Source organism: Terriglobus sp. ADX1, from assembly GCF_036877645.1.
Taxonomy (GTDB): domain Bacteria; phylum Acidobacteriota; class Terriglobia; order Terriglobales; family Acidobacteriaceae; genus Terriglobus.
The window spans coordinates 45,687-70,196 of sequence record NZ_JAEDXV010000025.1 but is presented as its reverse complement, the minus strand read 5'-3'; the positions used below and the strand labels follow the sequence as shown (position 1 = coordinate 70,196).

Sequence of the window (24,510 nt, the reverse complement as noted above, 5' to 3'; positions counted from 1 at the left end):
GCTGAACACTCACGATCGTGCCATCAGGCTTGGGGGGAGGGGTGACAACTGGAGGGGCAATTGGCGCAGACACACTCGCAGCAACGGTCGTGTTCGGCTTATTTTGTAATGCGTTGATCTCGTTCTGAATCTGATCCATCTGACCGCGAAGCGATTCGATCCGCCGCACTTCGTCCTGGATATCGTTCAAGCGCTTCTGCAAGCTTTCGATCTGGGCAGCACGCGGATCGCCTTGCTCCTGCCCTTTTAGAGAAGCGGGCATCATGACATACAAAAGAGACACCAGGATCGACACGGCGACTTTCATAGTCCTCCACTGCCAGAAGCGAATTTCAGCGCTCTTTATAAGAAGAGCTTCATCTGCGAATGGAATGGACTAAGTCGTTCCACTGCAGTGTCAAACGCCTGGGCGGGCAAGGTGCAACGCCAAGTCGAACACATCAAGACCATGGGAAAAACTGACAAGACTTACAGTATGTTTTTGCAATCGGAGTAGCTATACAAGTACGGCGCATGTTTTCCCGACTCTGTTTGTTCCTAACTGGAGAAGCGCATGGATTGGTTTGCAGAGACGTTACGGCACTACCCCGAAATCGCAATTTTCCTCTCGCTCGGCATCGGCTACTGGGTTGGCGGTAAGAGCTTCAAAGGATTCGCGCTTGGGTCTGTCACTGCCACATTGCTCGCCGCTGTACTTATTGGGCAACTTGGAATCACCGTATCGCCCCAAGTGAAGTCCGTCTTTTTCTTAATGTTCCTCTTCGCTGTGGGTTACGGCGTTGGACCACAGTTTGTTCGAGGGATTGCAAAGGACGGCTTGCCGCAGGCTCTGTTCGCTGCTGTTGAATGTGTACTCTGCCTCATCTCAGCGTGGGTTGCTGCAAAGATTGCTGGCTATGATATTGGCTCAGCCGCCGGCCTTTATGCCGGTTCACAAACCATCTCTGCATCGATGGGGCTCGCCACGGATGCCATCAATCGGCTGAATTTGCCGCCTGATCAAGTCAAGACGATGCTCGATGCCATGCCAACGGCATACGCTGTCACATATATCTTCGGAACTATCGGCTCTGCCATTCTTCTTGCGCAAATAGGCCCGTGGCTACTCCGCATTGATCTCGTAGCAGTATGCAAAGAGTACGAAGCGACACACGGGGGCAACACCAGCGAAGGACAGCAGTGGCATCAGTTTGAGTTACGCGCCTTTCAGGTCCCGCAGGACAGCCCTGTTGTTGGAAAGACAATTGCGCAGGCGGAATCACTCGAACCCAACGGTTATCGCCTCTTTGTGGAACGTATTCGTCGCAACGGCAAGATCGAAGAAGCCAAACTCGATCTGGTCTTGCAGCCCGGGGATATCGTCGCCGTCGGCGGACAGCGCAATCAACTCATCGGAGCACTTGGGCACAGAGGAACTGAGGTTGATGACCCTGAGCTTCTCGCCGTCGCCGCTGAAGTAACAGGAGTCGACGTCTTCGTCTCGCGTAAAGAGGTAGATGGCAAGACGCTCGCAGAACTCGCTTCTCAGCCAGCTGCCCGTGGCATTTATGTTCGTGCCATTCGCCGCGGTCCCACAGAAACCCCGATCCCTGTACTTGCCAACACCACGCTTCAGCGCGGCGACACAATTACGCTTGTGGGACGCACGCAGGACATTAACTTCGCGGCGACTACGCTTGGCAGCATCGATCGCCCTACCAACGTCGCGGACGTCGCCTTCATAGGATTTGCCATTACTCTCGGCGCACTCCTGGGCGCCATCGTCTTCAATATCGTGGGCATTCCGCTAACACTTTCCACCGCAGGCGGAGCGCTTGTTGCGGGTATCATCGCAGGCTGGTTTCGTGCGATTCATCCTACGTTCGGCCGCATTCCTGAACCTACCGTCTGGTTCATGAACTCCGTTGGTCTTAATGTCTTTATCGCCGTAATTGGACTTACAGCAGGGCCAGGTTTCGTCTCAGGACTGCGTCACCTCGGTATAAGTCTCTTCCTTTGGGGCATCTTTGCGACGTCTCTTCCGCTCATCCTCAGCATGTTCATCGCGAAGTACATCTTCCGTTTCCATCCGGCCATTCTTCTTGGCGCCTGCGCAGGAGCACGCACCACAACAGCAGCGCTCGGCATGATCTGCGATGCCGCTGATAGCCAGGTTCCCGGCCTTGGATACACCGTAACCTACGCCGTCGGAAACACATTGCTCACCATCTGGGGGATGTTCCTCGTGATGCTTCTCAAGTAAATGCCAACCGCGCAGTTGGCTCGCCGAAGCTGCGCCTTCATTCAGTCATCGGGAGATTCATTTATGTCGAAGACCGCAACAAAAAAGGCAAGCAATATCGCTGCAAAGAAGCTGACACACAAGACCGAAGCCGACATTCCCACCTCGCTTGAAAAGATCACACCGTACGACCAGTTCAATCTCGAGATACCTGAAGATCATTTTCCAGAATCTGGCATGTCGGCGCGCGCAGCCGAATACGTTGTTCTAAGCGATGAATGGACGGACACCAATCCTGTCCTGAATATGAGCTCTTTTGTGACCACCTTCGCCGAAGAAGAAGCTTTGGAAACGGCGCAGCGCAACCTTTTCAAGAACTACATTGACCACGACATGTACCCCCGCCTCTTCGCCATGGAGACACGCATGGTGAAGTGGCTCCATCAACTCTGGAATGGCCCCAAAGGGGTGGACATTTATGGCACCGCCACTGTTGGCTCCTCAGAAGCCTGCATGCTTGCAGGACTGGCACATAAGTGGAACTGGCGTGAAGCGCGCCGCAAGGCTGGCAAGGATGCTTCACGGCCCAACATGGTCACCGGCGGCAATGTTCAGATTGTCTGGAAAAAATTCCTGAAGTACTTCGATGTAGAGCCGCGTATTGTTCCGCTCAAACCAGGCAACTATCGCCTTACCGCCGAAAACCTGGATAAGTATGTCGATGAGAACACCATCGCAGTCGTCGCCATCGCAGGACAGACCTTCACAGGAGAAGATGATGACTTCGAAGGCATCCACAAATGGCTCGACGACTATGAGAAGCGCACCGGCCACAACATTCCCATGCACATCGACGGCGCATCCGGCGGCTTCGTCAATCCATTTCTCTATCCGGATTACAAGTGGGATTTCCGCTGGCCGCGTGTGCAATCCATCAACGCTTCTGGCCACAAATACGGCCTTGTTCCCCCGGGTCTTGGCTGGGTGATCTTCCGCGAGCGCAAGGTCTTTCACGAAGACCTCGTCTTCTACGTCAACTATCTCGGCGGAGAGATGCCCACCGCAACACTCAATTTCTCGCGCAACGGATTCCAGATTGCGGTGCAGTACTACATGATGCTGCGACTCGGCTTTGAAGGGTACAAACGCCTCATGCAACACACCCTCGATAACGCCATCGCGCTGCGCGATACCCTCGTCAATAGCGGCTACTTCGACATCATGAACACCACGCAGCGCATCCCCGTTGTCGCCGTCACACTCAACAAAAAGGTAAAGCGCTTCAACGAATTCGATGTCTCCAACAAGGTGCGAGAAAAGGGCTGGGTGCTCTCCGCTTACACAATGCCACCCAATGCCGAAACAGTGCGCAGCCTTCGTGTTGTACTGCGTCCGCACATCAACCACAATGTCGCGCAGGAGCTCGCACAGGACATCATCAACGCCTGCAAATATCTTGAAGAGCATGGCGGGAACGCAACGCCGCCGGAGCTTCACGCCCATCCAGACAAATCGTCACGCGCTAAATGCTGATAGCTTCCGCAAACGACGATGTATTGGTGGGCCCACCAGGATTCGAACCTGGAACCAAGGGATTATGAGTCCCCTGCTCTGACCGTTGAGCTATAGGCCCCGCAGGGTTGATTTTAACGTGACATCATTCAGTTGCAGTTTTACCGGCACTTCCATCGCAGTGATGGAACCGTCTCAGCTACGGAACATCGAAGCTGATTTCCCGAACAATGCCGTCACCGGTGGTGCTCCAGATTTCGCGTGTCTGAATAGGCTGCCCGCTGGGACGTGCGATAAGCAGGTGGCCCTGTCTTGCCGGGCAACTTACACCAGCCAGCATCCCGGAATCTCCAATACGGATCGTGCTGTCCTTGTCCTGCACAACATCGCCGCAGAGGATCTCCACATGTCCGTGAAATCCGGCAGGCACTTCCACATGAACTTCACGCGTGCATCCGATGGATACAGAGACGCAAAGAATCAGCGGCAGAACGAGCGGACGGGTCAGCTTGGGCATGGGTAAGTAAAGAACGGTACCGCCCAATTCTAACCGACCATCCGCACATCCGCTGCACAACGATGGCTTACTGGGCGTTCGTACCGGGTGTGGTTCCTGTATCTCCGGGTGCCGAGGGGTTAATCTTTCCCTTGCTATTTTCCGGTGTGGAAGAACGGACACGTGTGTCGTCGGAACCGGAGGTGGCGGGGTTATCTCCGCGAGGACCACTCGGTTCCACATGCGTAGGTTGATTTGCCGGATGCGTGTCTGCCATGGCTTCACTCCTTCCCGGCTTAGGACTGCAGCAGCGCTTTCGAAGATGCCTGCAGCACCACGATGACGCATTTCGCACAGCCTGCAAATTAATGGGACGATAGAAGACAAGGGTTTATTCCTCAACCGACAACGCCGGTTCGCGGAAGGCGAAAACTACAACCAGCGCACGGCGAAGACCGTGGAGAGATAAAGGATGAAGACTTTGCGGCCTGCACTGTTTCTGGATCGCGATGGCGTGATCAACGAGGAAGTTCATTACCTGTGGAAGCCAGAGGATTGCCGCCTTGTTCCGGGCATCATCCCATTGCTTCAAACCGCACAGTCGATGGGGTTCGTGACCATCGTCATTACAAATCAGGCCGGTATAGGTCGCGGCATGTACACCGAAGCCGACTTCCACATCCTGATGGAACATATCCAGGACGAACTGGCTCCGCACGATGCACGTCTGGATGCCATCTACTTCTCTCCGTTTCATCCCGAACACGGCGTGGGCGAATACAAACTGGATACCGATTGCCGCAAGCCTGCGCCCGGCATGATTCTGCGCGCAGCAGAAGAGCACGGCCTCGACATCAGCCGTTCCGTGCTGGTGGGGGACCGCTGCACCGACATTGCAGCTGGTACGGCAGCAGGCATCCTGCATCTGTTCCTGTTCGGCAACACAGAGGCAGCACCATGCGAGGGTTCGTATCGAAAGATCGACTCGTTGAGCGAAGTGGAGACCACACTGCGCACCCTGTCCTCATAAGCAACTTCGTATAATCGCACCTGAAAGTTGAGGTTGGAAGAACGAGCATGGCAGCAAGTCTGGAAGGGCGCGTCGCGCTGGTAACAGGAGCATCGCAGGGGATCGGCAAGGCCATTGCCCTGGAATTGGCAAAGGCCGGAGCCACAGTGGCGCTGGCTGCTCGCAATGAAGCCAAGCTGGCGGAAGTGAAGGCGGAAGTTGAAGCCGCTGGTGGCAAGGCCGAAAGCTTTGCGCTGGACGTGAACAACGAAGAAGCCATAAAGGCCACGGCAAAGGACATCGTCGCGAAGCTCGGCGCGGTGCACATCCTGGTGAACAACGCCGGCGTCACACGCGACACGCTGATGCTGCGCATGAAAACCAGCGATTGGGACGACGTGCTGGACACCAACCTGAAGGGTGCGTTCCTGCTCACGCAGGCCCTGCTGCAGCCCATGATGAAGGCTCGCTGGGGTCGCGTCATCAACATCTCCAGCGTCAACGGCGAACTGGGTGCACCGGGACAGGCAAACTACGCCGCATCGAAGGCTGGTCTGATCGGCCTCACAAAGTCCATGGCACGCGAGTTTGCCAGCCGTAATATCACGGTCAATGCCGTAGCTCCGGGCTTCATTGAGACGGACATGACCCACGTGCTGACGGAAGACCAGAAGAACGCCATGCTGGGCGCCGTTCCGTTGGGCCGCGCAGGCACGGTGGCGGACATTGCCGCAGCGGTACGTTTCCTCGCCAGCGACGACGCAGCTTACATCACCGGACACACGCTGGACGTGAACGGTGGCCTGTACATGGGATGAGCGTCACCGACGCAAACCCGATCACTCTACGCGCCGCATGCTGGCCTCAGGACCTGCACGCGGCGCAATTGCTTTTGCGGCACTATGCGGAGTTTCTGTTGCACAACCCCGCCGGACCAGTGAACATCTGCCTTGCGGATTACGAAGAAGAACTCGCCGCGTTGCCAGAGCGTTATAAGGAACCGGAAGCGGTGTTGCTGCTCGCGTTCCGTGCAGACGAAGCCGTGGGTTGCGTCGCAGTGAAACAGCGGAAGGATCGCCCCGGAAGCTGTGAGATGAAACGCCTCTGGACTGAGCCGTCCACACGCGGCACCGGGCTGGGACGAAGGCTCATCCAGGCGTCTATGGAGTGGTCGCGTGCTCAGGGCGCCACGGAACTGCTGCTGGACACGGTGGCCGAAGCCATGCCGGATGCAGTCCTGCTTTATCGCCGCATGGGATTTGTGGAAACCGAACGCCACAACACGAATCCAATCCCTGGGCTGCTCTTCATGAAGGTCGATTTGCTGTAACCTGTGGGCAAGCCGCCATTGACTGTGGCTTTTGCAATACGCGAATGCCGATTCGCAGATTTGCTTTCACCGCGCCTTTGCACCGTTTTCGGGGCATTTGACGTTGGTCTCTCCCTTGTCACGAATCCGCGGTGGTTCCAAACCGCTAAACCATGAACTTTGTTCTTGTCAGCAGTAACTAGCCTCTTTACCTTTTGGTCAATGGCTGACATGCACATCATGATGCCGATACCAATGCCTCCGGCAAAAGAGGCGGCCCCCGCGGCGATGAACATCGGGACGACGATTCGCGGCTACCGCCTGCAGAAGGGCATGTCGCAAGGCGATATTGAAAAGCGGACAGGGCTTCTACGCTGTTACCTGTCGCGCGTGGAAAACGGCCACACTGTGCCGTCGCTGGAGACGCTGCAGAAGATTGCCGCGGCGCTTGACGTGCCGCTAAGCCAGTTCTTCGCAGACGACCCTGTCAGCCGCGACGTGGCGGCCATCGCGCTCACCGAAGACGAGATTCGCTTCCTCACGCAGATTCAGCGTTACAGCTCCCATCTGTCCGATGCGGACCGCAAGCTGCTGCTGGCCATGGTGCGGAAGTTCGCCCAGACCGCGCTAACTTAAGAAGCTCCGAGCGGAATTCAAAGAGAAAGGGAACAGCATTCGTGCTGTTCCCTTCTCTTTGCAATCAGGAAAGATCCCTAATCCACCGGCTCGCTCGCCGCAAATGCGGCATTTGCCTTCAGCAACTCTTCCGCGTTCAGCGTATTCACATCCCGCAGCTTGGGAAAAAAGATGCTCCACAGCACCGTCACCATCACGGAGCCAATGCCACCAAACACCACAGCCCGCACCGCACCAAACCACTGCGCCGTGAGGCCGCTTTCAAACTCACCAAACTCATTGGAAGCGCCAAGGAACAACCAGTTGATCGCAGACACGCGGCCACGCATCGCTGGCGGTGTGCCAAGCTGCAGAATTGTCTGCCGCACGATGACAGAGATATTGTCACTGGCACCCAGCACAAACAGCGCTGCCAGCGACAACGGCAGCGACTTCGACATCCCGAACACCACCGTCGCCACACCGAAGACACCTACGGCCACCAGCATCAGCTTGCCCGCACTATGTCGTATGGGCCGCAACGACAGCGTGATGGAAGTACACAACGCACCCAGCGCCGGAGCCGCACGCAGAATTCCCAGTCCACTTGGTCCGGCATGCAAAATGTCCTGTGCAAAGATCGGCATCAGCGACACCGCGCCGCCCAGCAGCACCGCAAACATGTCCAGCGAAATCGAACCCAACAACAGCTTTGCGTTGCGGACATAGCGGGCGCCTTCCATCATCGTCTGGAACGACATGGCACGGCTCTCCGTCACTTCCTTACGCGGGCGCAACGTGCTCACCAGCACCACGAAGGTCAGCATGGTGCATATCGTCAGCGCATACACAATGGGCGCACCGGTCCATTTCGCCATCGCGCCGGAAAACTGAATCGTGAACAGCAACCCGCCCACGGCAGGTCCGCTGATATTCGCTATCTGAAAGATCGCCGAGCCCCATGTCATCGCGTTCACAAACGCGCCCTTGGGCACAAGCTGCGGCTGAATCGCTGCGGATGCAGGCCCGCTGAATGCGCGTCCCGCGCCAATGAAGAACAGCATCACGTAGATGTACAGCACATGCCGCACACCCACCAGCGACATATACAGCAACACCGCCGTACACACGGCCTGCATGGCATAGCAGAGAACGATGATCCGCTGGCGGTCGTACCGGTCCGCGGCGTGCCCCGCAGGCAGCACAAAGAAGATGCCAGGAAGAAACAACGCCAGGCCGGTGCAGCCCAGCAGAAATGCATTATGTGTCAGTTGATAGATCTGCCATGCAACGGCAACGGACTGCGCCTCTGCACCCAGAATGGCAAGCATGCGCGCCAATTGATAGCGACGAAAGTTGCGCGACGAAAACGCCGCGCCTTCCTTGCCTTCAGAATCGAGCGGCCGTTTGGCGTGATGCACTTCACTGGAATAAGCAGAATCGGGCATCCCTGGCTTCTATGGTGACATAGCAAGGACGTACCCATTGCATCTGCCGTTAGCAGAGTACAGAAACTTTAGTCGCCCAGGTAAGAATCGTACTGCGATTCCACTACGCCCGTGTTGCGTGCCAGTTGTAACTTCGCCGTATTGAACTGGTACAGCGCACTCACAAGCTGCGCCTGTGCATTTGCCAATGTAGCCTGCGCACGCACGACGGGCAGGTTGTCATCAATCCCCGAGCGATAACGCTGTCTCGTTTCGTCCAGCGCTTCGGTGGCCAGATCCACGTTGCTGGTGGCGTCCTTCACCAACTCGTCAGACGTATTCACATCCAGCATCGCCGAACGAATCTGCGCTTCGATGTATGCCTTCAGGCTATCCACTTCCTTACGCAGATGGATCAACCGCGCATCGGCCACTTCGCGGTCACCGCGAATACGCGCTTCCTCAAAGATGGGGAAGTTGACGCCGCCCTGCGCTGAGAACACACCGTGATACAAACCGCGCGTCTGACCCAGAACTCCATAGAAGCCGCCCAGCGTCACCGCCGGCAGGCGTTCGTACTTCACAGCCTTGCGCTGCAACTCCGCAGTTTTCATCTGCGCCTGCAACGAAAGCAGATCCTTACGGCGCTTCAACGCCACCTGGTTTGCGGTCTCCAGCGGCAGTGCTTCCAGCTCGTGGTACGGAACAGCATCGGTCAACTGCAACGGCTGATCCGCTGCCAGGCCCATCAACCGGTTCAACTGCACCTTGTCCTTTTCAAACTGAGCCGTATTGGCAATCAGCTCCTGCTGCCGCGTCTGACGTTCCACACGTGCGCGCAGCAGGTCCAGGTTCGTTCCCGTTCCGGCATCCTTGCGTGCCTGCGACTGACGTTCCAGCTCCAGGTCGCTGGCCACCTGCGACTTCGCATTCTCAATGGAAGCCATATCTGACAGCACCAGGATGTACTGCGAGGCCACCTTATTCACCACGTCGCCGCGGTCCAGATAAAGCTGCCACTTGGCCACATCGCCTACAGACTTCGAAGCCTTGTAGACCTCATACGCCGGTAGGTTGAACAACTGCTGCGACAGATTCAACTGCGCACCGGTCGTATCAAATTTCACGATCGTATTAAACGTTGTTCCCGGAGGTAGCAACGCAGCCACCGAAGAAGGCTTAAAGCCCATCGCCGCCAGGTTCACTTCCTGCGTATTCGTCTTACCCACCGCAGTCATGGTCGGAATCAGCGCGCTGAACGCCGTCTTCTGCAAGCCGCTGATCTGTCGCTGATTCTGCAAATCTACCGAAATCGTCAGGTTGTGTTCCAACGCCAAACGCACGGCATCGTCCAGCGAAAGAGCCAGCGGCTGTCCTGTGGAAACCGGGGTCGTTACGCCATGGCCCAGATCCTGCGGCTTGGCTGCGGACAAAGCTGCCTGCACCGGTTGCGACACAGCCTGCGGCGCCGGAGCCTCTGGCAGGTTCATGGCATCGGCAACTGGCGGCTGCTTCTGCGGCATGGGCGCAGTCTGGATGGCAGGTTCCTGTACGGGCGCAACCGGCTGGGTCTGCGCAGAGGCGACCATCGGTGCCGCCAGCACTACGGCGGCCCACATCGGCAATCTTTTTGTATAAATACTTTCGCTCAAGGCTTTCTGACTCAGGGCCCCGGAAGGGGCAGACATTTCATTCGATTCCCGGAACGGCCCGGCGGTTGCGGAAAGTTTATCGTGCGCCACCTTAGTCTTCAGCGACTTTCCGTGCGGCCATACGTCATAAAATGCAGAACATGGCGCATGTGTGGCCTGCGAGCCCGCGCCGGGAGACCCGAAACCCATGTCGATTCGCCGCACCGTGGCCGCTTCTCTGTTTGCCATCGGCCTTGCCGTTGTCCCCGCTGCCCACGCGCAGTTCGCCGGAACGCCCGACCCTTCCACCTTCCGCGACACTTCCATGCTGAAGCCGCCCGCCGGTCATAAGGTTGCGATTATCGAATTCTTTGACCTGGAATGCCCGGCCTGCCGTAACGCCAACCCCATCATCGAGCGTGCGGCTGCCCAGTATCACGTGCCGCTCGTCCGTTACGACTTCCCACTCCAGATGCACGTCTGGAGCAAGGATGCAGCCATCTTCGCCCGCTACCTGCAGGATCGTGTGAGCCCGGATCTGGCCAATAAATACCGCGACGACGTCTTCGTGCAGCAGCCCGCGCTGAACAGCAAGGACGACCTGCAGAACTTCACCCGCCGCTGGATGCAGCAGCACGGTCAGGCTATGCCCTTCTCAATGGACCCCAAGTTCGCAGCAGAAGTGCAAAAAGACTATGACCTGGGCCTGAAGCTGAACGTCACCCGCACCCCCACCATTGTGGTGGCGACCGCGACCAAGTGGCAGATCGTCTCCGGCAGCGAAAGCGGCTCGAATGATCCCAACCGTGTCTTCGCCATGGTGGAAGGCGCGCTCCGCCAGACACAGGGCACAACACCCGTCGCCGGGACCGCTGCCCACAAGAAGTAACCACTTCAAAAGCAACAAAAAGCCCACCCTCGCAGGTGGGCTTTTGTTGTTCTATGCGACGCACTATCGCGGGTTTTCGCCAGCCTTCACCGCTTGGCTATCCGCCTTGTCCTGCGCCTTGGCGGCATCCTTTGCCTCGCCGGTATTCAGAGCCTTCTCACGCTTGTGGTCAGCTTTTTCCTGAGCCTTGGCCGCCTTCTTCTGCTGCTTGGACGCATGCTGATCCATATTCGCCTGCGCCGCAGCATCCTGCCGTGCCTGCTCGTTCGATTGTTGGGCCGCCAGACTGCCTGCAAACGTCAGCGAGAGTGCCAGTACTGCTGTTGTCATCGTTATATGCTTCATTCGGTTTTACCTCCTGCGTGATTGAGAAAGAAAAGTCTGCCCTCGCATTAATGAGGCGCAACGTTTGATCCCGGCGCTCCCGGCTGAGAACTGGGAATGGTCGTGGATGGCGTGGTCGTCGTCGTAGACGAATTACTCTTCGTTCCCGTGCCACCGGTACGCGTCCGCGTCGAAGTACCGGATGTAGACGTGCCGGAAGTTGTTCCACTCGATTGCGGCGTGCCGGGAGTGGGAGCACCTTCCCGCGGGGTCATGGAAGGCGACGGCGACAACCCCGGCGTAGTGGAGGGAACCGTGGAAGGCGTGGACTGTGTCGGGCTCTGTGCTGCTCCTCCCGTCGCGGGTTGCTCGGGCAGCGTTCCGGGAGCGGTCGGTAACGCAGGCGAACCCGGCGTTGGACGGCTATTTCCGTTGGGTGGTGTCGCGGGTCCGACCGGCTGCGTGGGGGTTGCGGCTGTGGGCGGCGTCATGGTCGTCTGAGCCATGCCGGCCCCAGCCACCAGAAAACTCGAAGCTAACAACACAATACTTAGGCGCATGGCACTTCACCTCACCGCAGGCTAGGATGCCGCCTTACTACCAGGGGCATCCCGTCCCGCGCCTTTGCGTCATGCCTGAATGCGCCATTATTCATGGCACGAAAAAGGCGCGGCCGAAGCCGCGCCCTTTCAAACACGAGCAACTAGTAGCGGTAAGTCTCAGCCTTGTAAGGACCTTCGACCTTCACACCGATGTAGTCCGCCTGCCTCTGTGAGAGCGTCGTTAGCTTCACGCCAATCTTCTCCAGGTGCAAGCGCGCCACTTCCTCGTCCAACTGCTTCGGCAGAACATACACGCCCACCTTGTAGGTGTCCTTGTTCTTCCAAAGATCAAGCTGTGCCAGCGTCTGGTTGCTGAAGCTATTCGACATAACGAAGCTCGGATGGCCCGTAGCGCAACCCAGGTTCACCAGACGGCCTTCCGCAAGAATGAAGATCGCGTTGCCATTGGCAAACGTGTACTTGTGTACCTGCGGCTTGATCTCCAGCTTCTCAGCGCCAGAGTTGTTCAGGCGCTCCATCTGGATTTCGTTGTCGAAGTGGCCGATGTTGCAAACGATGGCCTGATCCTTCATCTGCTGCATGTGCTCCAGCGTGATGATGTCCAGGTTGCCGGTGCAGGTGACATAGATATCGCCGCGACCCAACGTGTCTTCCAGCGTCGTTACTTCAAAGCCTTCCATCGCAGCCTGCAGCGCATTGATGGGATCGATCTCCGTCACCACAACGCGAGCGCCCATGCCGCGCAGCGAATGCGCAGAGCCCTTGCCCACATCGCCATAACCGCAAACCACGGCAACCTTGCCCGCCATCATCACATCGGTAGCGCGCTTGATGCCATCAGCCAGCGACTCGCGGCAGCCATACAGGTTGTCGAACTTGCTCTTTGTAACGGAGTCATTCACGTTGATCGCCGGCACCAGCAGCGTACCCTTGCGCATCATCTCGTACAGGCGATGCACACCGGTAGTGGTCTCTTCCGAAACGCCGCGCCATTCCTTCGCCAGCTTGTGCCAGTGCTGCGGATCTTCTGCCAGCACCTTCAGCAACAGCTTCTGAATCACAGCTTCTTCTTCACTGATACCCGTCTTGGCATCCACAAAGCTACGGTCGCCATCTTCCAACTCAACGCCTTTGTGGATCAGCAGCGTCACATCGCCACCATCATCCACCACAAGCTGCGGTCCCAGACCGCCGGGGAACGTCAACGCCTGGTACGTGCACCACCAGTACTCTTCCAGCGTCTCGCCCTTCCATGCGAAGACCGGCGTGCCCGTCTCTGCAATGGCAGCAGCCGCATGATCCTGCGTGGAGAAGATGTTGCAGCTTGCCCAGCGAACGTCTGCTCCCAGATCCTTCAGCGTCTCAATCAGCACAGCCGTCTGGATGGTCATGTGCAGCGATCCGGTCACACGTACACCCTGCAGCGGCTTGCCTGCGGCATACTTCGCGCGGATGCTCATCAGTCCGGGCATCTCCTGCTCAGCAATGTCGATTTCCTTGCGGCCCCATGAGGCCAGCGAAAGGTCAGCGACCTTGTACGGGAGAACTTCTTCGGGTGCGATTACGGCAGTAGCCATGCGTCGTGAAACCTCGTGATTAAGAGAATGCTCACTGCCAAGGTTAACACTGCACGGCTTGCAAACTCCGCAAACAACAAACGCCGCGACCACTGCCGAAATGGCTGCGGTCGCGCGTTCATATTTGCTCTCTACTGCAAACCACGCCCGGTCAACTGCCGGATCAAATCGGCCTCATGCTGACGATACGGTGTGCCATCCGCATGAAACACGTCATGGAACCAAAGCACCGGCTGCGACAGCACATAGGGTTTCTGCCATGAATCCCAGGGATAGCGCGTCTGCGTCTTGCCATCCACAAGACCCCAGTTGATTGCGCCTACGTGATACTGCTTCGCGATCGGCAGGCTGTTATCAAACGTGCTGCCCGCACCGCGCGCCATGTACTCCGTGCAGATGATCGGTCGACCATACTGCTGCAGTTCCTTGATCTTCGCCTCAAACTCCTCAGGCCATCCGTAGTTGTGGAAGCTGATCACGTCAGATTCTTCAAGCTGAATCTTCGCGGTCGACTTCAACTTTCCCGGATTCCAGTCGTCATGCCACACGCCACTGGTCAACGGCTGCACCGGATGCACGCTACGCGCCCACGCAAACGCCTTGGGCAAGTAGTAATCAATGCGTGCTGTCTTGTTTGCAATCACACCGTACTGCGGCGTGTCGTTATCGGGCTCATTCCAGATGTCCCATGCCAGGATGCGGTCATCCTTCGCAAACGCACCAACGACGCCCTTCACATACGCTTCCAGCTTCGGCTCATACGCAGGATCAGTCAGCCCCTTGCGGCCAGGGCTCTGCACCCAACCCGAATTGTGCACACCGGGGATCGGCGGATGTTGCGGTCCCAGCTTCGGCTCCGGATCCCACACAGAATCAAACAGCACCAACATCGGCTTGATGTGATGCTTCGCGCAGATAGCCAGAAACTCATTCAACCGCTTCTTGAATCCTTCCGGATCCTGCGCCCACAACTGGTCATGCAGGAACACGCGCATGGTGTTCATGCCAATGCCTTCAGCCCATCCCAGCTCCTTGTCATTCAGCGCCGGATTCCACGTAGCGGCCTGAAACATTTCAAGCTGGTTAATGGCATCGGAAGGCACATAGTTTGCTCCAACCAGCCACGGCTGCTTGGCATACCAATCCTTTGCCTTCTCAGCAGACCAGCGCTCTTGAGCGCACAACGAAATCACCGAAACAAACACCGCAACAAGAACAACGAAAAACAAACGGCAAGCTTTCACAACATTCTCCAAGCAGAATTTCCTGGCCACCCCTTATACCGCACCGTGTTTTGACCCTGCTGGCAATATCAACCGTTCCGTTTCGGGTTCGGTAATAACCTTTTTCTTCTCCTGTTTCTTTGGTTTTTCTCGGCTTACATGTAGCATGACGGCGTAGCGTCAGCGTCGCAAACCTCTGCAGAGCACATATACGAGCAACGGAACGCATGCCATTCGGTCAGGAACTCAGAGAACAGCGAGAATCCCTCGGCATCTCGCTGGACGAAGTCTCGGTTTCCACGCGTGTCTCCCTGCGCCATCTTCAGGCGCTTGAGGGAGACCGATATACTGACCTGCCCGGTGGCGTCTTCAATCGCGGCATCGTCCGTTCCTATGCAAATTTTTGCGGACTCGACGTCGACGAAACGGTACGTCGCTTTCAGGACGCCATGCGTTCCAAAGGCCTCGATACAGAAGGACGGGAAGACGACTGGCGTGAACTCGCCGAAGCCGTACATCGCAGCCGCGTCACCGATGCCCCGGCCCGTCGCCTGCGCTGGCTTGGTGTAGCAGCCATGCTGCTCATCGTCCTTGCCCTTGCAGCCGGAGTTCTGTGGGTTCTGGTGCATCGCGGCATCGTGCATCTGCCGGAAAAGAAATGGGTTCCATCCGTTTACAGGTCGCACTAACACCGATTCCTTTCTAAATCAGCCTTTTCTGCATCCATGACGCGTTAAAATGGATCGAATATCTATTACTCGCTGCAAGCGCCTCAAGGAGCAGTTTTTGTCCACTCGCGATCGTTTCCTCTTTACCTCTGAGTCCGTCACCGAAGGCCATCCCGACAAGATTGCCGACCAGATCTCCGACGCCATCCTCGATGCCTGCCTGGCTCAGGATCCGTATAGCCGTGTTGCCTGCGAGACCCTCACCTGCACCGGCCTCGTCGTTGTTGCTGGCGAAATCACCACCAAGGCCTACGTTGACTTCCAGAAGCTGGTACGCGAGACGGTTGCAGGCATTGGCTACACCCACTCTGAGTACGGTTTCGATAGCAACACCTGCGCCGTCATCTCCTCCATCAACTCGCAGTCGCCGGACATCGCCATGGGCGTGGACACGGGTGGCGCGGGCGATCAGGGCATGATGTTCGGCTATGCCACCAACGAGACCCCGGAGCTGATGCCCACTCCCATCTCGCTGGCGCACAAGCTGGCCGCACGCCTCACCGAAGTGCGCAAGAACGGCAAGCTCGGCTACCTCCGTCCCGACGGCAAGAGCCAGGTCACCGTGGAGTACGACGCGAACCACAAGCCCGTCCGCATCGACGCAGTCGTCATCTCCTCGCAGCATGACGAAGCTGTCACCACGGAGCAGCTCCGCGCCGACGTTCTGGAGCATGTGATCCAGGCTGTTCTCCCTGCTGAGCTTCTCGATGCAGACACCAAGTACCACATCAACCCGACCGGCCGTTTCGTTGTCGGTGGCCCAATGGGCGACTCCGGCCTCACCGGCCGCAAGATCATCGTGGACACCTACGGCGGCATGGGCCGTCACGGCGGCGGTGCATTCTCCGGTAAGGACAGCACCAAGGTTGACCGTTCGGCTGCATACATGGCGCGCTACATCGCCAAGAACATCGTTGCCGCCGGCCTCGCAGACCGCGCTGAAGTTCAGCTTGCCTACGCCATCGGCGTAGCTGAGCCCGTCAGCGTCCTGGTGGACACCTTCGGCACGGGCAAGATCTCTGAAGGCGAAATCACCAAGCTCGTCCGCGAGAACTTCTCACTGACGCCGAAGGCCATCATCGAAACCCTCGACCTGCGCAAGCCCAAGTTCCAGGCCACCGCAGCTTACGGCCACTTCGGCCGCACGGGCGAAGGCTTCACCTGGGAGAAGACCGACAAGGCTGCAGCTCTTAAAGCCGGTGCCGAGCAGCTCGCAGGAGCCGCCCGCTAAATCGCTGTCACCCAATCAGGGCGGCAGCAAAGCCGCCCATCAAGCCAAGTAAGGGCGGCCCACAGGCCGCCCTTCTTCTTTCCACTTGAACTTGAACGACTGTCATTCTGACGCTGAGCCTGTCGAAGGGGAAGAATCCCAACGCACTCGTATCAGCCGATACGCTTCAAAGTTTCTCGCAACTACGTCAGCCAGCGAAGCTCATACGAACGAAGTTCGTCATCCTGAGCGAAACGAAGTGAAGCCGAAGGACCTGCATTCTTTTCGCACCACTGCAATGCTGAAGGAGACCACAGAGATGTCCACCATCCGCCAAGCCACCGTCGAAGACACGAAGCTCATCACCGAACATCGCCACGCCATGTTCACGGCAAATGAGTTCGCAACAGAAGAGCAATTGAACGCGATGGATATCAACTTCGAACCGTGGGTGCGTGAGCGTCTGGCTGATGGACGCTATGTGGGCTTGCTACTGGAAGAAGACGGCAAGGTGATGGCTAGCGGAGGCGTCTTCTTCGCCGACTTCCCACCGCACTATCTGCACACCGAACCTGGCCGCCCCTACCTGACGAACTTCTACACAGCAGACGAAGCCCGTGGCAGAGGCTACGCGAAACTCATCCTGCAAGCGGCCACCGATCTATGCCGTGAACGCGGCTACAAGGTCATCACGCTGCACGCATCGAAGTTCGGCAAACCCATTTATGAGAAAGCCAACTTCACGCAGACAAACGAAATGATGCTGAAGCTTTAATTGCGTTGCATGATTGCAATGCCCGGATCGCTTGAGATCAGCAAGCTTACTCACGATCCAGTCCGTATTGAATTGCGGCTTTCAGAACATCCGTTTTGATGGCCGTGAGTGTTTTGAACTTGATGCAATACCCGGTAATGCTTGCTTTGCCGAGTTGCTCACCAAATGTCCGGGCCAAATAGTTCTTGTCGCTTATACCCATAATGTAGACGGAGATGCCTGTTGTATTCGCACTGATTCCCACTTGATAGAACTCTTTGGTTTTTCCATTCGCATAGGGAATCATTTGCGATCCATAACCAATATTGGGGTTGGAGACGACTTTTCCGTGCTCGTCCTTTCCATCCAGAAACCACAATTTGCAGTCGGGGCTCAACCCCAGAATCATGAAATGCAGTTGTTGCATATCGCCACGTTTGGGTTCCTGCTGCGCGGCGATATACTCCTGAATTTGTTCCTGTATGTTCATGCAGTCCCCCTGACTTAGGAACATAACCTCTACCTGTCGTGGCGCGGCGCTTGTCCGGAACTCCTGCAGCCGAACTGCTGACATATCCTGCTCGTCACGAGCAGGATATGTCTCACCACGAACTCTTACAGATTAAGAAGCACCGTCGCGTTGTCGACAACGTTTGCCCACTTCGCATCTTCTTTGCCGTAAGCATCGTGCCAACGCCACCACTTATACGGTTCCGTCTGCGGATAGCCTTCGGGAGAATCTTCCCAAATCTCCTGCCGTCCCAGTGGTGTCAGATCAAGATAGCTCCACACGCTGCCCATCGCTTCATCACCACGATTATTGGTCCAGTATGTGCGGAAGATCTTGTCGTCTTCATCTCGAAAGAACACGTTATGTCCGTGCCACTCGTCCACGCCGAAGTCTTTATCGAAATCATCCGTGATGGTGTACCAGGGAATCGCATTCCAGCCCATGCGCTGCTTCAGCGTAGCAATGTTCTCCTGCGATCCACGCGACGCATAAACCAGCGTAGTGTCGCGTGCATGCAGATGTAACAGGTTCGAAACCTGATCTGCGCCCATCGAACAACCGACGCACGCATGCTCCGGCCAACCATAGACGTTCGAATCGTAGAAGGCGCGATACAGCACAAGCTGCCGCCGTCCATCGAAGAGATCCAACAGCGAAGCCTTACCCCGCGGCCCCTCAAAGACATACTCCTTCTCCACGGCAAACCAGGGCATCCGCCGTCGTGCTGCTGCCAAAGCATCGCGCGAACGAGTGTGTTCTTTCTCTTTCACCAGCATCTCTTGCCATGCGTTCTGCCACTCCTCGGCAGAAACCACGGACGGCTTCTTCATACGCGCAATCTGCTCATTCGTTGTCACTGTTCACCTCCTGTTTGTGCATCGTTGAGTTCCAAACCTTTACGGCAAGCGCGGAAACTCCACCCGCAGATACAGCACCCGCCGCAATCCATACCGCAGTCGAAATGCAAAAGGGACACATAGCTACTTCCTCGCTCGCTCCGCAACCGCCGAAACAATCCGTACGATCAACTGGCTCCAACCGGCATCCACACCGCGTTCCTGATCGCCAACCCAACCCATCGCACGATGGCGAAAGCGCATCACGGTTTCGCCGTCCTCTTCGGTAAGCCGATACTGCAAATTCGAAACTGCGGGATTCGACATAAACAGAGGCCCTGAGATTTCAAGCAATGCAGGCGCCTTGATGGCCTGCACATGACCCCAGAAGTGACCGGAATCATTGCCCAGATCGCGATACCAGCGTCCTCCGGGCCACGCCTCCAACACCATCGGCATCGGCTTTTCCGGAGTGGAATTAAGTGGTCCCATCTGCTCCAGGATGGTTTCGAAGACGATCTCAATGGGTGCCGCGATCCGCTCTTCCTTAACGATTTCGAAGGCATGCAGAACGCCTTCCATAACTGTGGCTGCCATTGCTCCCCCTTTGGGTTTACTGCTTGTCTTTGTCGAGACGAATCAATCTCTCCAGCGCCTTTTGTTCGGCACGCTGTTTGATCTGGTCCACCTGGTGCGTCCAGTAACGCTCGAATCCTCGCACCCAGTCATGCACCGGCTTAAGAGCCAACGCCTCGAGACGATACATGCGGTGTTGTCCGCGTTTGACCACCGTTACCACCCCGGCCTTGCGCAGGGCGTTCAGATGCTTGGAGACAGCAGGTTGCGCCATCTTCATGCGAAGCACGATCTCATTGACGGCATACTCCTGGCCATCCGCGAGAACCGCGACAACTTCCCGCCGCCGCGGCTCGGCAATAGCGCTGAAGACATCCGCAGAATGTGATCTTCGTGTCATGGCGAGAATATATTCCGATATAGGAATATATTGCAACTAACTTTTCCAAATTATTTTGGGCAGCTTTTCTCTGAGAATCGGTCAGGAAGTGAAGTGCGCTATCTCGCTAGAAAGAAACGACGATCCGCCTCGGCGTGGAGCTCGCAGGAAATTCCAGCAGGACCGTGCCGTCCTCTTCCTTCGCAATCGAAATCGACTTCCCATCCACGGTCGCGCCTTTTGCTGCACGCGGAAGCTTCACTCGAACCGCCGTCAGATCCTGCTCATCACGGGCCTCAATGTTGGTCACTGCAAACTGCAACGAGTTCGAGGTCGATCGCTCATCCACAACCTTTGCGCTCGCAGCAAGAATGCGCGCGTTGTCGGCTCGAAAGAACGCTGTGTCCAACAACAATCGCCGCTCCTCTTCGCCCACCAGCGGATCATGCACCAGTCGCAAATGCGGATCGAACAGATCAACATACTGCCCGCGAATCACTGTGGCAGAAGGCGTCGTATGCGGAAGCGTCGCCGCCTTTTCTGCAACCACATTGCTGGTGTTGTTCTTATCCAACGAAGCCACAGCACTCCCTGCAACGCGCGTAATCGCACGCTCCGGTGTGCCTTCTGGCTTATCAAAACCAGAGGCAATCACAAACGGCCCACGACGCAACACCAGCGCCGACGACTCACGCCACGGCAGATGAATCTGCGCCGCAGCATCTTTAGCCACAGCCAACACAGTAGCCGGCCCGTTCACATCCTGCGCAATTGCAGACGGAGACACCTTGCGGAAAATCACCACGCCCTTTCCCACGCGATGCGTGCCTTCCTTCGCCGCATCCAGCCCAAGCGTGCGGAACAACAGATCACGCGGAATCACCTGCGTCTTGCCGTTGTCATTCCACCAATCCTGCGCGTGGTTGTAGGGATCACCATCGTTATCCATCACTACCAACGCACCGCCAGCCTTTACCCACGCGGCAATCGCACCATGAAACTTGGGCGACGGCGGTTTCTGTCCCTCATAGGTGAGAAACAGAACCTTGTACTGCTTGAGAAAATCCGCCGCATCCTTGCCGCGATACGTGCTTTCAATCTGCACCGGCTCCACTGGCACACCATGCATGATGAGCGGCAACGCCATGCCGTAAAAATTGCCCAGGTCTGCATCGGAAGGCAGAGGCTTCGCGCGTTGAAACATCAACGTGTCTGAAACCAACACGCCAACATTCTGCGTGCCACTCACCTGCCACTTCGCAGCCTGTCCCCGTATCTGCCCCAGCGCATGAAACACCGTCTGCAACTCCGTCTCATACTCGGAAGGGATAAACGTGCGCTGTGGCTTCGGGTTCGCCTCCGTAGGTTCCGTGGAAGGGCGCAACGCCTTCGGCCCGAAGATGCGATCCGGCCAGGGCAGAATCTCGTAGCTGCTCACTTCCGGTTGCAGCAACGAAGCCACCAGCGTCGACTCCCAGTTGCGCTTGTAGTCCGTCCACGAATGGTTGGGATTGTCTTCAATGGGATCGTTCAGGTACCAGATGCGCTTACCGCTGGAACGCGCAATGTTCTGCAACGCTCCGTACTCCAGGAACGCCGTTTCAAACGTGCGCTCTGCCTTCACACCCTGATAAACATTGACCGCACGACTCGTGCCCGTCCATACCTGCGCAATGTATCCATCGGCGCCCACATCCAGCAGCGACGATTCCGGCGAAACAATCTGCCACTGCGCATAGTTGATCAGTGAATGCGTCGCCACATAGCAAGGAACAACCTTGCCATGCTCCTTACCCCACACGCGCACCGCAGCAAACACCTGCGCCAGCGCACGCTGGTACAGGAAATACTTCAGCTTGCTCGCACGGTACTGCGCATCCGGCGAAGAGTCCGGCGCAATCCATGGCTCGTGATAATAAGCAGCCCACTCGCGCTTGAATGATTCCGACCAACCCGCACGCGCCCAGAACTCAGGTTCTTCAAGATAGATCGCTTCCGCACCGGCATCCAAAGCACGCAGCACACCGCGGCTCAGATACTTGCCATAGCTCTCCGAAGGAGCAACATACGGCACCTCTTTACCGCCATGCAGAATCAGCTTTCCGCTTGACTCCTGCTGCGTCTCATCCCAGTGCTGCTTGCCATCAAACTCACCGCGAAGATAGTCGCCATACGTACCCCACGCCACGCCGGTCATCACCGTCACGCGATAGCCATGGTCCTTCCACGACTTAATGCGATCCGGCATGCTCTCGCTGATGCCATAGACCATCACCGAGCCCGCCTCCACGTTCACACGCGGCGACCAGCCATTCTGCGTTTGAAAGATCAACCGATCATTCGCCTGCGGAACGGTTTGACTAAACGCAGTCGAGGCGACAAGAAAAGCAGCAAGAGCAAGTGTCTTCATGGGGTCGTGGCAATGGTATCGCGACCCAACGCGTCACCACGCAAATCACGCGATGGCGATTCGCGCCACAAATGTTTCCACAATATGACGAGCGCTTACCGGCGTGCCTTCAGATAAAACTCCGCCAACTCCAAATCGCCCGGCTGCGTGATCTTCAGGTTCGTCGACGAGCCCTGCACCACGGCAACGGTGACACCCGCGCGTTCCAACAGACTCGCCTCATCCGTCCCGGAGAAGCTATCCGCCTCAGCTTCATCAAACGCACGCAACATATCCGCAAAGCGAGCACCCTGCGGCGTCTGTGCCTGCACCACACGTTCACGCGGCACAGTACCGGTGATGATCGCGCCATCGGCAGTGCGTTCCACCAGCTTGATGGTGTCAATCGCACCCACGCCTACAATCGCCGCGCCATGCTTGGCAATCGCTTCAATGGTGCGTTCAATCGTGGCTGGCTCAATCAGCGGACGCACCGCGTCATGCACCAGAACAATATCGTCATCGCCCGCTTTCAGCGAACGCAGCGCCGCAGCAACGGACTCCTGCCGCGTCTCGCCGCCAGTCACCACGCGAACCTTCTCGCCCAGCCCATACTGCGCAAGCTGCGCGCGAACATGATCGATCTCCGTCGACCGCACAGCCAGCGTCACTGTGGACACATTCGCCTTGTCCGCAAACGCGCGAACACTGTGGATCAGGATCGGCACACCGCCAAGTGAGAGAAACTGCTTTGCACTAACACCGGGCACAGCCATGCGCGTGCCCAAACCCGCTGCCGGAAGAATCGCGTGAACAACCATAGGGAGTGAAGTATATCGGGTTGCGCCGCATCGCGCATCGGCGCGTACTCCCGAAGGCAATGCCATTTATGCTGGAAAGCGACAAGTTTCCCGCTGCGTGACCACACCGCGGCACAAAGAAAGCAGGCAGCACGATGGGCATGAGGATTGGTTACGGCTTTGATTCGCACGCATTCAAGCCGGGCGTACCGCTGGTGATTGGCGGCTTGAAAATCGACCATCCCGAAGGCCTCGCCGGCCACTCAGACGGCGATCTGCTGCTCCACGCCATCACCGACGCCCTACTTGGAGCCGTCTCCGCCGGTGACATCGGCACCTTTTTCCCGCCCAGCGACATGCGCTGGAAGAACGCCGACTCCACCCTCTTTCTGGAAACTGCGCTGGAAGAGATCGCCACCGCCGGTTACCGCATCGTCAACCTCGACTGCGTGCTCATCATGATGCGCCCCAAGATCGTGCCCATCGCAGGCGAAATGCGTGCGCGCGTCGCCGAACTGCTGCACGTCTCCGAACGCGACGTCAGCATCAAGGCCAAAACCCCCGAGGCCTGCCGCAGGAAGGCACCGCCGTAGCCCACGTGACGGTCCTGCTGGAATCCATCGCCGGACTCGACGAGCCCAAGAAGCTGGTCGCCGAAATCGACGACCCAACGGAAGTCGACGTCGTCGTCCGTACCCTCATGGGTGAAGAAGAACCACACAACATGGCGCGCCTGGGCCGCAAACCCACCTTCGACACCGACGACCTCACTTAAATTGAATAAACGATAAAAAGCCCCGCACTTCGCGGGGCTTTTTCATTTCTAGAATGGGGCGACCTTACATCCGCCCACGCATTGCCGTTGAAGGCGGCACAATGCCCTTCAGTCGCATGTACACCACCATGGTGCCGTACATTTCATTGTCGTGAGCTACGTTCTTGTAGATCTTGCCCAGTTGCGAAGCACGCATGTAACCCGCGCCGCTCACCTCGGTAGCATTGGCCTCGGTCACCTTTTCATAGGCGGCGTCGCACAACTCAAACGATGCCTTCAGTGCATTGATCACATCTTCCTTGGTTGTAGCTGTAACAGGAGCGGGGCGAGGCGAACCGGGAGCCGCGCACATACCCATCTGCGCCTGCGCAACGTGTGTAAACAGTTCCGCATAGGTCCGGACTTCAGGCACTGGTTTAAAGCTGAAGTTCTCCGCAGGCATCTTCTCTGCGGATGCCAGAATGATCGTCTTAATCTGCTTGTATTGGGCCACGGCCTCGCTGATCATGCCGCTCACGGAGCCCTTTTCCGGCGCCGGCGGTGTCGCCATACCACCCTGCTGTGCCCACATTGAACCGCTACACGCCACCAACGCCAACACTGCCGCCATCCGCTTCATCACGTCGCTCCCACGCACAATTAATCCGCGTTGCTGCCATCCTAGTGCCCCACTGCAAGATCGGCGAGCAGCGTCGCAAAATATTTGCAAAACGCCATGCGGCAAATCGCCATACCCGGGTGTACGCTTTCAGCCAA

General features: G+C 57.2%; 28 protein-coding genes and 1 tRNA gene. 13 read left to right on the top strand and 16 right to left on the bottom strand.

Going from position 1 to position 24,510, the window contains the following annotated elements:
- Positions 1 to 307, bottom strand: a 307-nt coding sequence (locus JAO32_RS15545) for a hypothetical protein (protein WP_334242024.1), incomplete at its 3' end; no start/stop codon positions are given.
- Between the two features lie 246 nt (positions 308 to 553).
- On the opposite strand from JAO32_RS15545, the gene aspT reads away from it, so the two are divergent.
- Both aspT and JAO32_RS15535 read left to right on the top strand, forming a co-directional pair.
- Positions 554 to 2,242: an aspartate-alanine antiporter gene (gene aspT, locus JAO32_RS15540; protein WP_334242022.1), complete on the top strand. Its 1,689-nt coding sequence runs from the start codon at positions 554 to 556 to the stop codon at positions 2,240 to 2,242.
- A 63-nt stretch (positions 2,243 to 2,305) separates the two neighbouring features.
- Positions 2,306 to 3,754: a glutamate decarboxylase gene (locus JAO32_RS15535; protein ID WP_334242020.1), complete on the top strand. Its 1,449-nt coding sequence runs from the start codon at positions 2,306 to 2,308 to the stop codon at positions 3,752 to 3,754.
- A gap of 24 nt (positions 3,755 to 3,778) precedes the next feature.
- On the opposite strand, the gene JAO32_RS15530 is transcribed toward JAO32_RS15535, so the two are convergent.
- The 3 genes from JAO32_RS15530 to JAO32_RS15520 all read right to left on the bottom strand — a co-directional run bounded on the left by JAO32_RS15530 (position 3,779) and on the right by JAO32_RS15520 (position 4,506).
- Positions 3,779 to 3,854: transfer RNA gene (locus JAO32_RS15530), tRNA-Ile, on the bottom strand.
- A gap of 78 nt (positions 3,855 to 3,932) precedes the next feature.
- Positions 3,933 to 4,250, bottom strand: coding sequence for a hypothetical protein (locus JAO32_RS15525; protein ID WP_334242018.1), 318 nt, complete (start codon positions 4,248 to 4,250; stop codon positions 3,933 to 3,935).
- 67 nt (positions 4,251 to 4,317) lie between these two features.
- A complete protein-coding gene (locus tag JAO32_RS15520) occupies positions 4,318 to 4,506 on the bottom strand; it encodes a hypothetical protein (RefSeq protein WP_334242016.1) in 189 nt (62 codons plus the stop codon).
- 195 nt (positions 4,507 to 4,701) lie between these two features.
- On the opposite strand from JAO32_RS15520, the gene JAO32_RS15515 reads away from it, so the two are divergent.
- The 4 genes from JAO32_RS15515 to JAO32_RS15500 all read left to right on the top strand — a co-directional run bounded on the left by JAO32_RS15515 (position 4,702) and on the right by JAO32_RS15500 (position 7,183).
- On the top strand, positions 4,702 to 5,259 hold the full coding sequence (locus tag JAO32_RS15515; RefSeq protein ID WP_334242014.1) for a D-glycero-alpha-D-manno-heptose-1,7-bisphosphate 7-phosphatase: 558 nt from the start codon (positions 4,702 to 4,704) through the stop codon (positions 5,257 to 5,259).
- Positions 5,260 to 5,306: 47 nt separating this feature from the next.
- Positions 5,307 to 6,056, top strand: a complete 750-nt coding sequence (gene fabG / locus JAO32_RS15510) for a 3-oxoacyl-[acyl-carrier-protein] reductase (RefSeq protein ID WP_334242013.1) — start codon at positions 5,307 to 5,309, stop codon at positions 6,054 to 6,056.
- Entirely contained in the window at positions 6,053 to 6,568 is a 516-nt protein-coding gene (locus JAO32_RS15505) for a GNAT family N-acetyltransferase (protein ID WP_334242010.1), read from the top strand. Before fabG ends, JAO32_RS15505 begins: the two co-directional genes overlap by 4 nt.
- Positions 6,569 to 6,802: 234 nt before the next feature.
- Positions 6,803 to 7,183, top strand: a complete 381-nt coding sequence (locus JAO32_RS15500) for a helix-turn-helix domain-containing protein (protein ID WP_334242008.1) — start codon at positions 6,803 to 6,805, stop codon at positions 7,181 to 7,183.
- Between the two features lie 77 nt (positions 7,184 to 7,260).
- Here the strand turns inward: JAO32_RS15500 and JAO32_RS15495 are convergent, their stop codons facing one another.
- Positions 7,261 to 8,610, bottom strand: coding sequence for an MFS transporter (locus JAO32_RS15495; protein ID WP_334242006.1), 1,350 nt, complete (start codon positions 8,608 to 8,610; stop codon positions 7,261 to 7,263).
- 68 nt (positions 8,611 to 8,678) lie between these two features.
- Entirely contained in the window at positions 8,679 to 10,208 is a 1,530-nt protein-coding gene (locus tag JAO32_RS15490; protein WP_334242004.1) for a TolC family protein, read from the bottom strand.
- A 220-nt stretch (positions 10,209 to 10,428) separates the two neighbouring features.
- Here JAO32_RS15490 and JAO32_RS15485 point away from each other — a divergent pair, with 220 nt between their 5' ends.
- Positions 10,429 to 11,109 (top strand): DsbA family protein, encoded by a 681-nt coding sequence (locus JAO32_RS15485; RefSeq protein WP_334242002.1) that lies wholly within the window; start codon positions 10,429 to 10,431, stop codon positions 11,107 to 11,109.
- A 63-nt stretch (positions 11,110 to 11,172) separates the two neighbouring features.
- On the opposite strand, the gene JAO32_RS15480 is transcribed toward JAO32_RS15485, so the two are convergent.
- Positions 11,173 to 11,454 carry a hypothetical protein gene (locus tag JAO32_RS15480; protein WP_334242000.1) on the bottom strand — a complete coding sequence of 94 codons (282 nt, stop codon included), beginning with the start codon at positions 11,452 to 11,454 and terminating at the stop codon, positions 11,173 to 11,175.
- A 96-nt stretch (positions 11,455 to 11,550) separates the two neighbouring features.
- Here JAO32_RS15480 and JAO32_RS15475 point away from each other — a divergent pair, with 96 nt between their 5' ends.
- Positions 11,551 to 11,934, top strand: coding sequence for a hypothetical protein (locus JAO32_RS15475; protein ID WP_334241998.1), 384 nt, complete (start codon positions 11,551 to 11,553; stop codon positions 11,932 to 11,934).
- Between the two features lie 202 nt (positions 11,935 to 12,136).
- Here JAO32_RS15475 and ahcY read toward each other — a convergent pair whose 3' ends face one another.
- Together ahcY and JAO32_RS15465 are read right to left on the bottom strand one after the other, a co-directional pair.
- The gene (ahcY, locus tag JAO32_RS15470) at positions 12,137 to 13,573 is read right to left on the bottom strand and encodes an adenosylhomocysteinase (RefSeq protein WP_334241997.1); all 1,437 of its coding nucleotides are present in this window, start codon (positions 13,571 to 13,573) and stop codon (positions 12,137 to 12,139) included.
- 131 nt (positions 13,574 to 13,704) lie between these two features.
- Complete coding sequence (locus JAO32_RS15465) at positions 13,705 to 14,817, bottom strand: cellulase family glycosylhydrolase (RefSeq protein WP_334241995.1); 1,113 nt, start codon at positions 14,815 to 14,817, stop codon at positions 13,705 to 13,707.
- A gap of 206 nt (positions 14,818 to 15,023) precedes the next feature.
- Here JAO32_RS15465 and JAO32_RS15460 point away from each other — a divergent pair, with 206 nt between their 5' ends.
- The 3 genes from JAO32_RS15460 (at position 15,024) to JAO32_RS15450 (ending at position 17,509) form a co-directional block, all read left to right on the top strand.
- Entirely contained in the window at positions 15,024 to 15,485 is a 462-nt protein-coding gene (locus JAO32_RS15460) for a helix-turn-helix domain-containing protein (RefSeq protein ID WP_334241992.1), read from the top strand.
- 97 nt (positions 15,486 to 15,582) lie between these two features.
- On the top strand, positions 15,583 to 16,755 hold the full coding sequence (gene metK, locus JAO32_RS15455; protein WP_334241991.1) for a methionine adenosyltransferase: 1,173 nt from the start codon (positions 15,583 to 15,585) through the stop codon (positions 16,753 to 16,755).
- Between the two features lie 298 nt (positions 16,756 to 17,053).
- Positions 17,054 to 17,509, top strand: a complete 456-nt coding sequence (locus JAO32_RS15450) for a GNAT family N-acetyltransferase (protein WP_334241988.1) — start codon at positions 17,054 to 17,056, stop codon at positions 17,507 to 17,509.
- A 46-nt stretch (positions 17,510 to 17,555) separates the two neighbouring features.
- Here JAO32_RS15450 and JAO32_RS15445 read toward each other — a convergent pair whose 3' ends face one another.
- The 6 genes from JAO32_RS15445 to ispD form a co-directional block, all read right to left on the bottom strand.
- Positions 17,556 to 18,062 (bottom strand): DUF1801 domain-containing protein, encoded by a 507-nt coding sequence (locus JAO32_RS15445; protein ID WP_334241987.1) that lies wholly within the window; start codon positions 18,060 to 18,062, stop codon positions 17,556 to 17,558.
- A gap of 41 nt (positions 18,063 to 18,103) precedes the next feature.
- On the bottom strand, positions 18,104 to 18,856 hold the full coding sequence (locus JAO32_RS15440) for a DUF899 domain-containing protein (protein ID WP_334241985.1): 753 nt from the start codon (positions 18,854 to 18,856) through the stop codon (positions 18,104 to 18,106).
- A gap of 123 nt (positions 18,857 to 18,979) precedes the next feature.
- Positions 18,980 to 19,432: an SRPBCC family protein gene (locus tag JAO32_RS15435; protein ID WP_334241983.1), complete on the bottom strand. Its 453-nt coding sequence runs from the start codon at positions 19,430 to 19,432 to the stop codon at positions 18,980 to 18,982.
- Between the two features lie 16 nt (positions 19,433 to 19,448).
- Positions 19,449 to 19,811, bottom strand: a complete 363-nt coding sequence (locus JAO32_RS15430; protein ID WP_334241981.1) for an ArsR/SmtB family transcription factor — start codon at positions 19,809 to 19,811, stop codon at positions 19,449 to 19,451.
- Positions 19,812 to 19,917: 106 nt separating this feature from the next.
- Positions 19,918 to 22,200: a hypothetical protein gene (locus tag JAO32_RS15425; RefSeq protein WP_334241978.1), complete on the bottom strand. Its 2,283-nt coding sequence runs from the start codon at positions 22,198 to 22,200 to the stop codon at positions 19,918 to 19,920.
- A 95-nt stretch (positions 22,201 to 22,295) separates the two neighbouring features.
- A complete protein-coding gene (gene ispD / locus JAO32_RS15420) occupies positions 22,296 to 23,000 on the bottom strand; it encodes a 2-C-methyl-D-erythritol 4-phosphate cytidylyltransferase (protein WP_334242028.1) in 705 nt (234 codons plus the stop codon).
- Positions 23,001 to 23,134: 134 nt separating this feature from the next.
- Between ispD and ispF the strand changes: the two genes are divergently transcribed.
- Positions 23,135 to 23,572, top strand: coding sequence for a 2-C-methyl-D-erythritol 2,4-cyclodiphosphate synthase (ispF, locus tag JAO32_RS15415; RefSeq protein ID WP_334241977.1), 438 nt, complete (start codon positions 23,135 to 23,137; stop codon positions 23,570 to 23,572).
- Between the two features lie 5 nt (positions 23,573 to 23,577).
- The gene (locus JAO32_RS15410) at positions 23,578 to 23,754 is read left to right on the top strand and encodes a hypothetical protein (protein ID WP_334241975.1); all 177 of its coding nucleotides are present in this window, start codon (positions 23,578 to 23,580) and stop codon (positions 23,752 to 23,754) included.
- Between the two features lie 64 nt (positions 23,755 to 23,818).
- Here JAO32_RS15410 and JAO32_RS15405 read toward each other — a convergent pair whose 3' ends face one another.
- Positions 23,819 to 24,373: a DinB family protein gene (locus tag JAO32_RS15405; RefSeq protein ID WP_334241973.1), complete on the bottom strand. Its 555-nt coding sequence runs from the start codon at positions 24,371 to 24,373 to the stop codon at positions 23,819 to 23,821.
- Positions 24,374 to 24,510: the final 137 nt, after the last annotated feature.

Bases quoted from the DNA above. Each gene is read 5' to 3' on its own strand.
- JAO32_RS15525 (WP_334242018.1), bottom strand. From the start codon at position 4,250: ATGCCCAAGCTGACCCGTCCGCTCGTTCTGCCGCTGATTCTTTGCGTC.
- JAO32_RS15495 (WP_334242006.1), bottom strand. From the start codon at position 8,610: ATGCCCGATTCTGCTTATTCCAGTGAAGTGCATCACGCCAAACGGCCG.
- JAO32_RS15405 (WP_334241973.1), bottom strand. From the start codon at position 24,373: ATGAAGCGGATGGCGGCAGTGTTGGCGTTGGTGGCGTGTAGCGGTTCA.
- JAO32_RS15490 (WP_334242004.1), bottom strand. From the start codon at position 10,208: ATGTGGGCCGCCGTAGTGCTGGCGGCACCGATGGTCGCCTCTGCGCAG.
- JAO32_RS15520 (WP_334242016.1), bottom strand. From the start codon at position 4,506: ATGGCAGACACGCATCCGGCAAATCAACCTACGCATGTGGAACCGAGT.
- ispF (WP_334241977.1), top strand. From the start codon at position 23,135: ATGGGCATGAGGATTGGTTACGGCTTTGATTCGCACGCATTCAAGCCG.
- JAO32_RS15515 (WP_334242014.1), top strand. From the start codon at position 4,702: ATGAAGACTTTGCGGCCTGCACTGTTTCTGGATCGCGATGGCGTGATC.
- JAO32_RS15430 (WP_334241981.1), bottom strand. From the start codon at position 19,811: ATGACACGAAGATCACATTCTGCGGATGTCTTCAGCGCTATTGCCGAG.
- fabG (WP_334242013.1), top strand. From the start codon at position 5,307: ATGGCAGCAAGTCTGGAAGGGCGCGTCGCGCTGGTAACAGGAGCATCG.
- JAO32_RS15445 (WP_334241987.1), bottom strand. From the start codon at position 18,062: ATGTCAGCAGTTCGGCTGCAGGAGTTCCGGACAAGCGCCGCGCCACGA.
- JAO32_RS15460 (WP_334241992.1), top strand. From the start codon at position 15,024: ATGCCATTCGGTCAGGAACTCAGAGAACAGCGAGAATCCCTCGGCATC.
- JAO32_RS15475 (WP_334241998.1), top strand. From the start codon at position 11,551: ATGGTCGTGGATGGCGTGGTCGTCGTCGTAGACGAATTACTCTTCGTT.
- JAO32_RS15450 (WP_334241988.1), top strand. From the start codon at position 17,054: ATGTCCACCATCCGCCAAGCCACCGTCGAAGACACGAAGCTCATCACC.
- JAO32_RS15485 (WP_334242002.1), top strand. From the start codon at position 10,429: ATGTCGATTCGCCGCACCGTGGCCGCTTCTCTGTTTGCCATCGGCCTT.
- ispD (WP_334242028.1), bottom strand. From the start codon at position 23,000: ATGGTTGTTCACGCGATTCTTCCGGCAGCGGGTTTGGGCACGCGCATG.
- JAO32_RS15505 (WP_334242010.1), top strand. From the start codon at position 6,053: ATGAGCGTCACCGACGCAAACCCGATCACTCTACGCGCCGCATGCTGG.
- JAO32_RS15435 (WP_334241983.1), bottom strand. From the start codon at position 19,432: ATGGCAGCCACAGTTATGGAAGGCGTTCTGCATGCCTTCGAAATCGTT.
- aspT (WP_334242022.1), top strand. From the start codon at position 554: ATGGATTGGTTTGCAGAGACGTTACGGCACTACCCCGAAATCGCAATT.
- ahcY (WP_334241997.1), bottom strand. From the start codon at position 13,573: ATGGCTACTGCCGTAATCGCACCCGAAGAAGTTCTCCCGTACAAGGTC.
- JAO32_RS15535 (WP_334242020.1), top strand. From the start codon at position 2,306: ATGTCGAAGACCGCAACAAAAAAGGCAAGCAATATCGCTGCAAAGAAG.
- JAO32_RS15480 (WP_334242000.1), bottom strand. From the start codon at position 11,454: ATGAAGCATATAACGATGACAACAGCAGTACTGGCACTCTCGCTGACG.
- JAO32_RS15500 (WP_334242008.1), top strand. From the start codon at position 6,803: ATGCCTCCGGCAAAAGAGGCGGCCCCCGCGGCGATGAACATCGGGACG.
- JAO32_RS15425 (WP_334241978.1), bottom strand. From the start codon at position 22,200: ATGAAGACACTTGCTCTTGCTGCTTTTCTTGTCGCCTCGACTGCGTTT.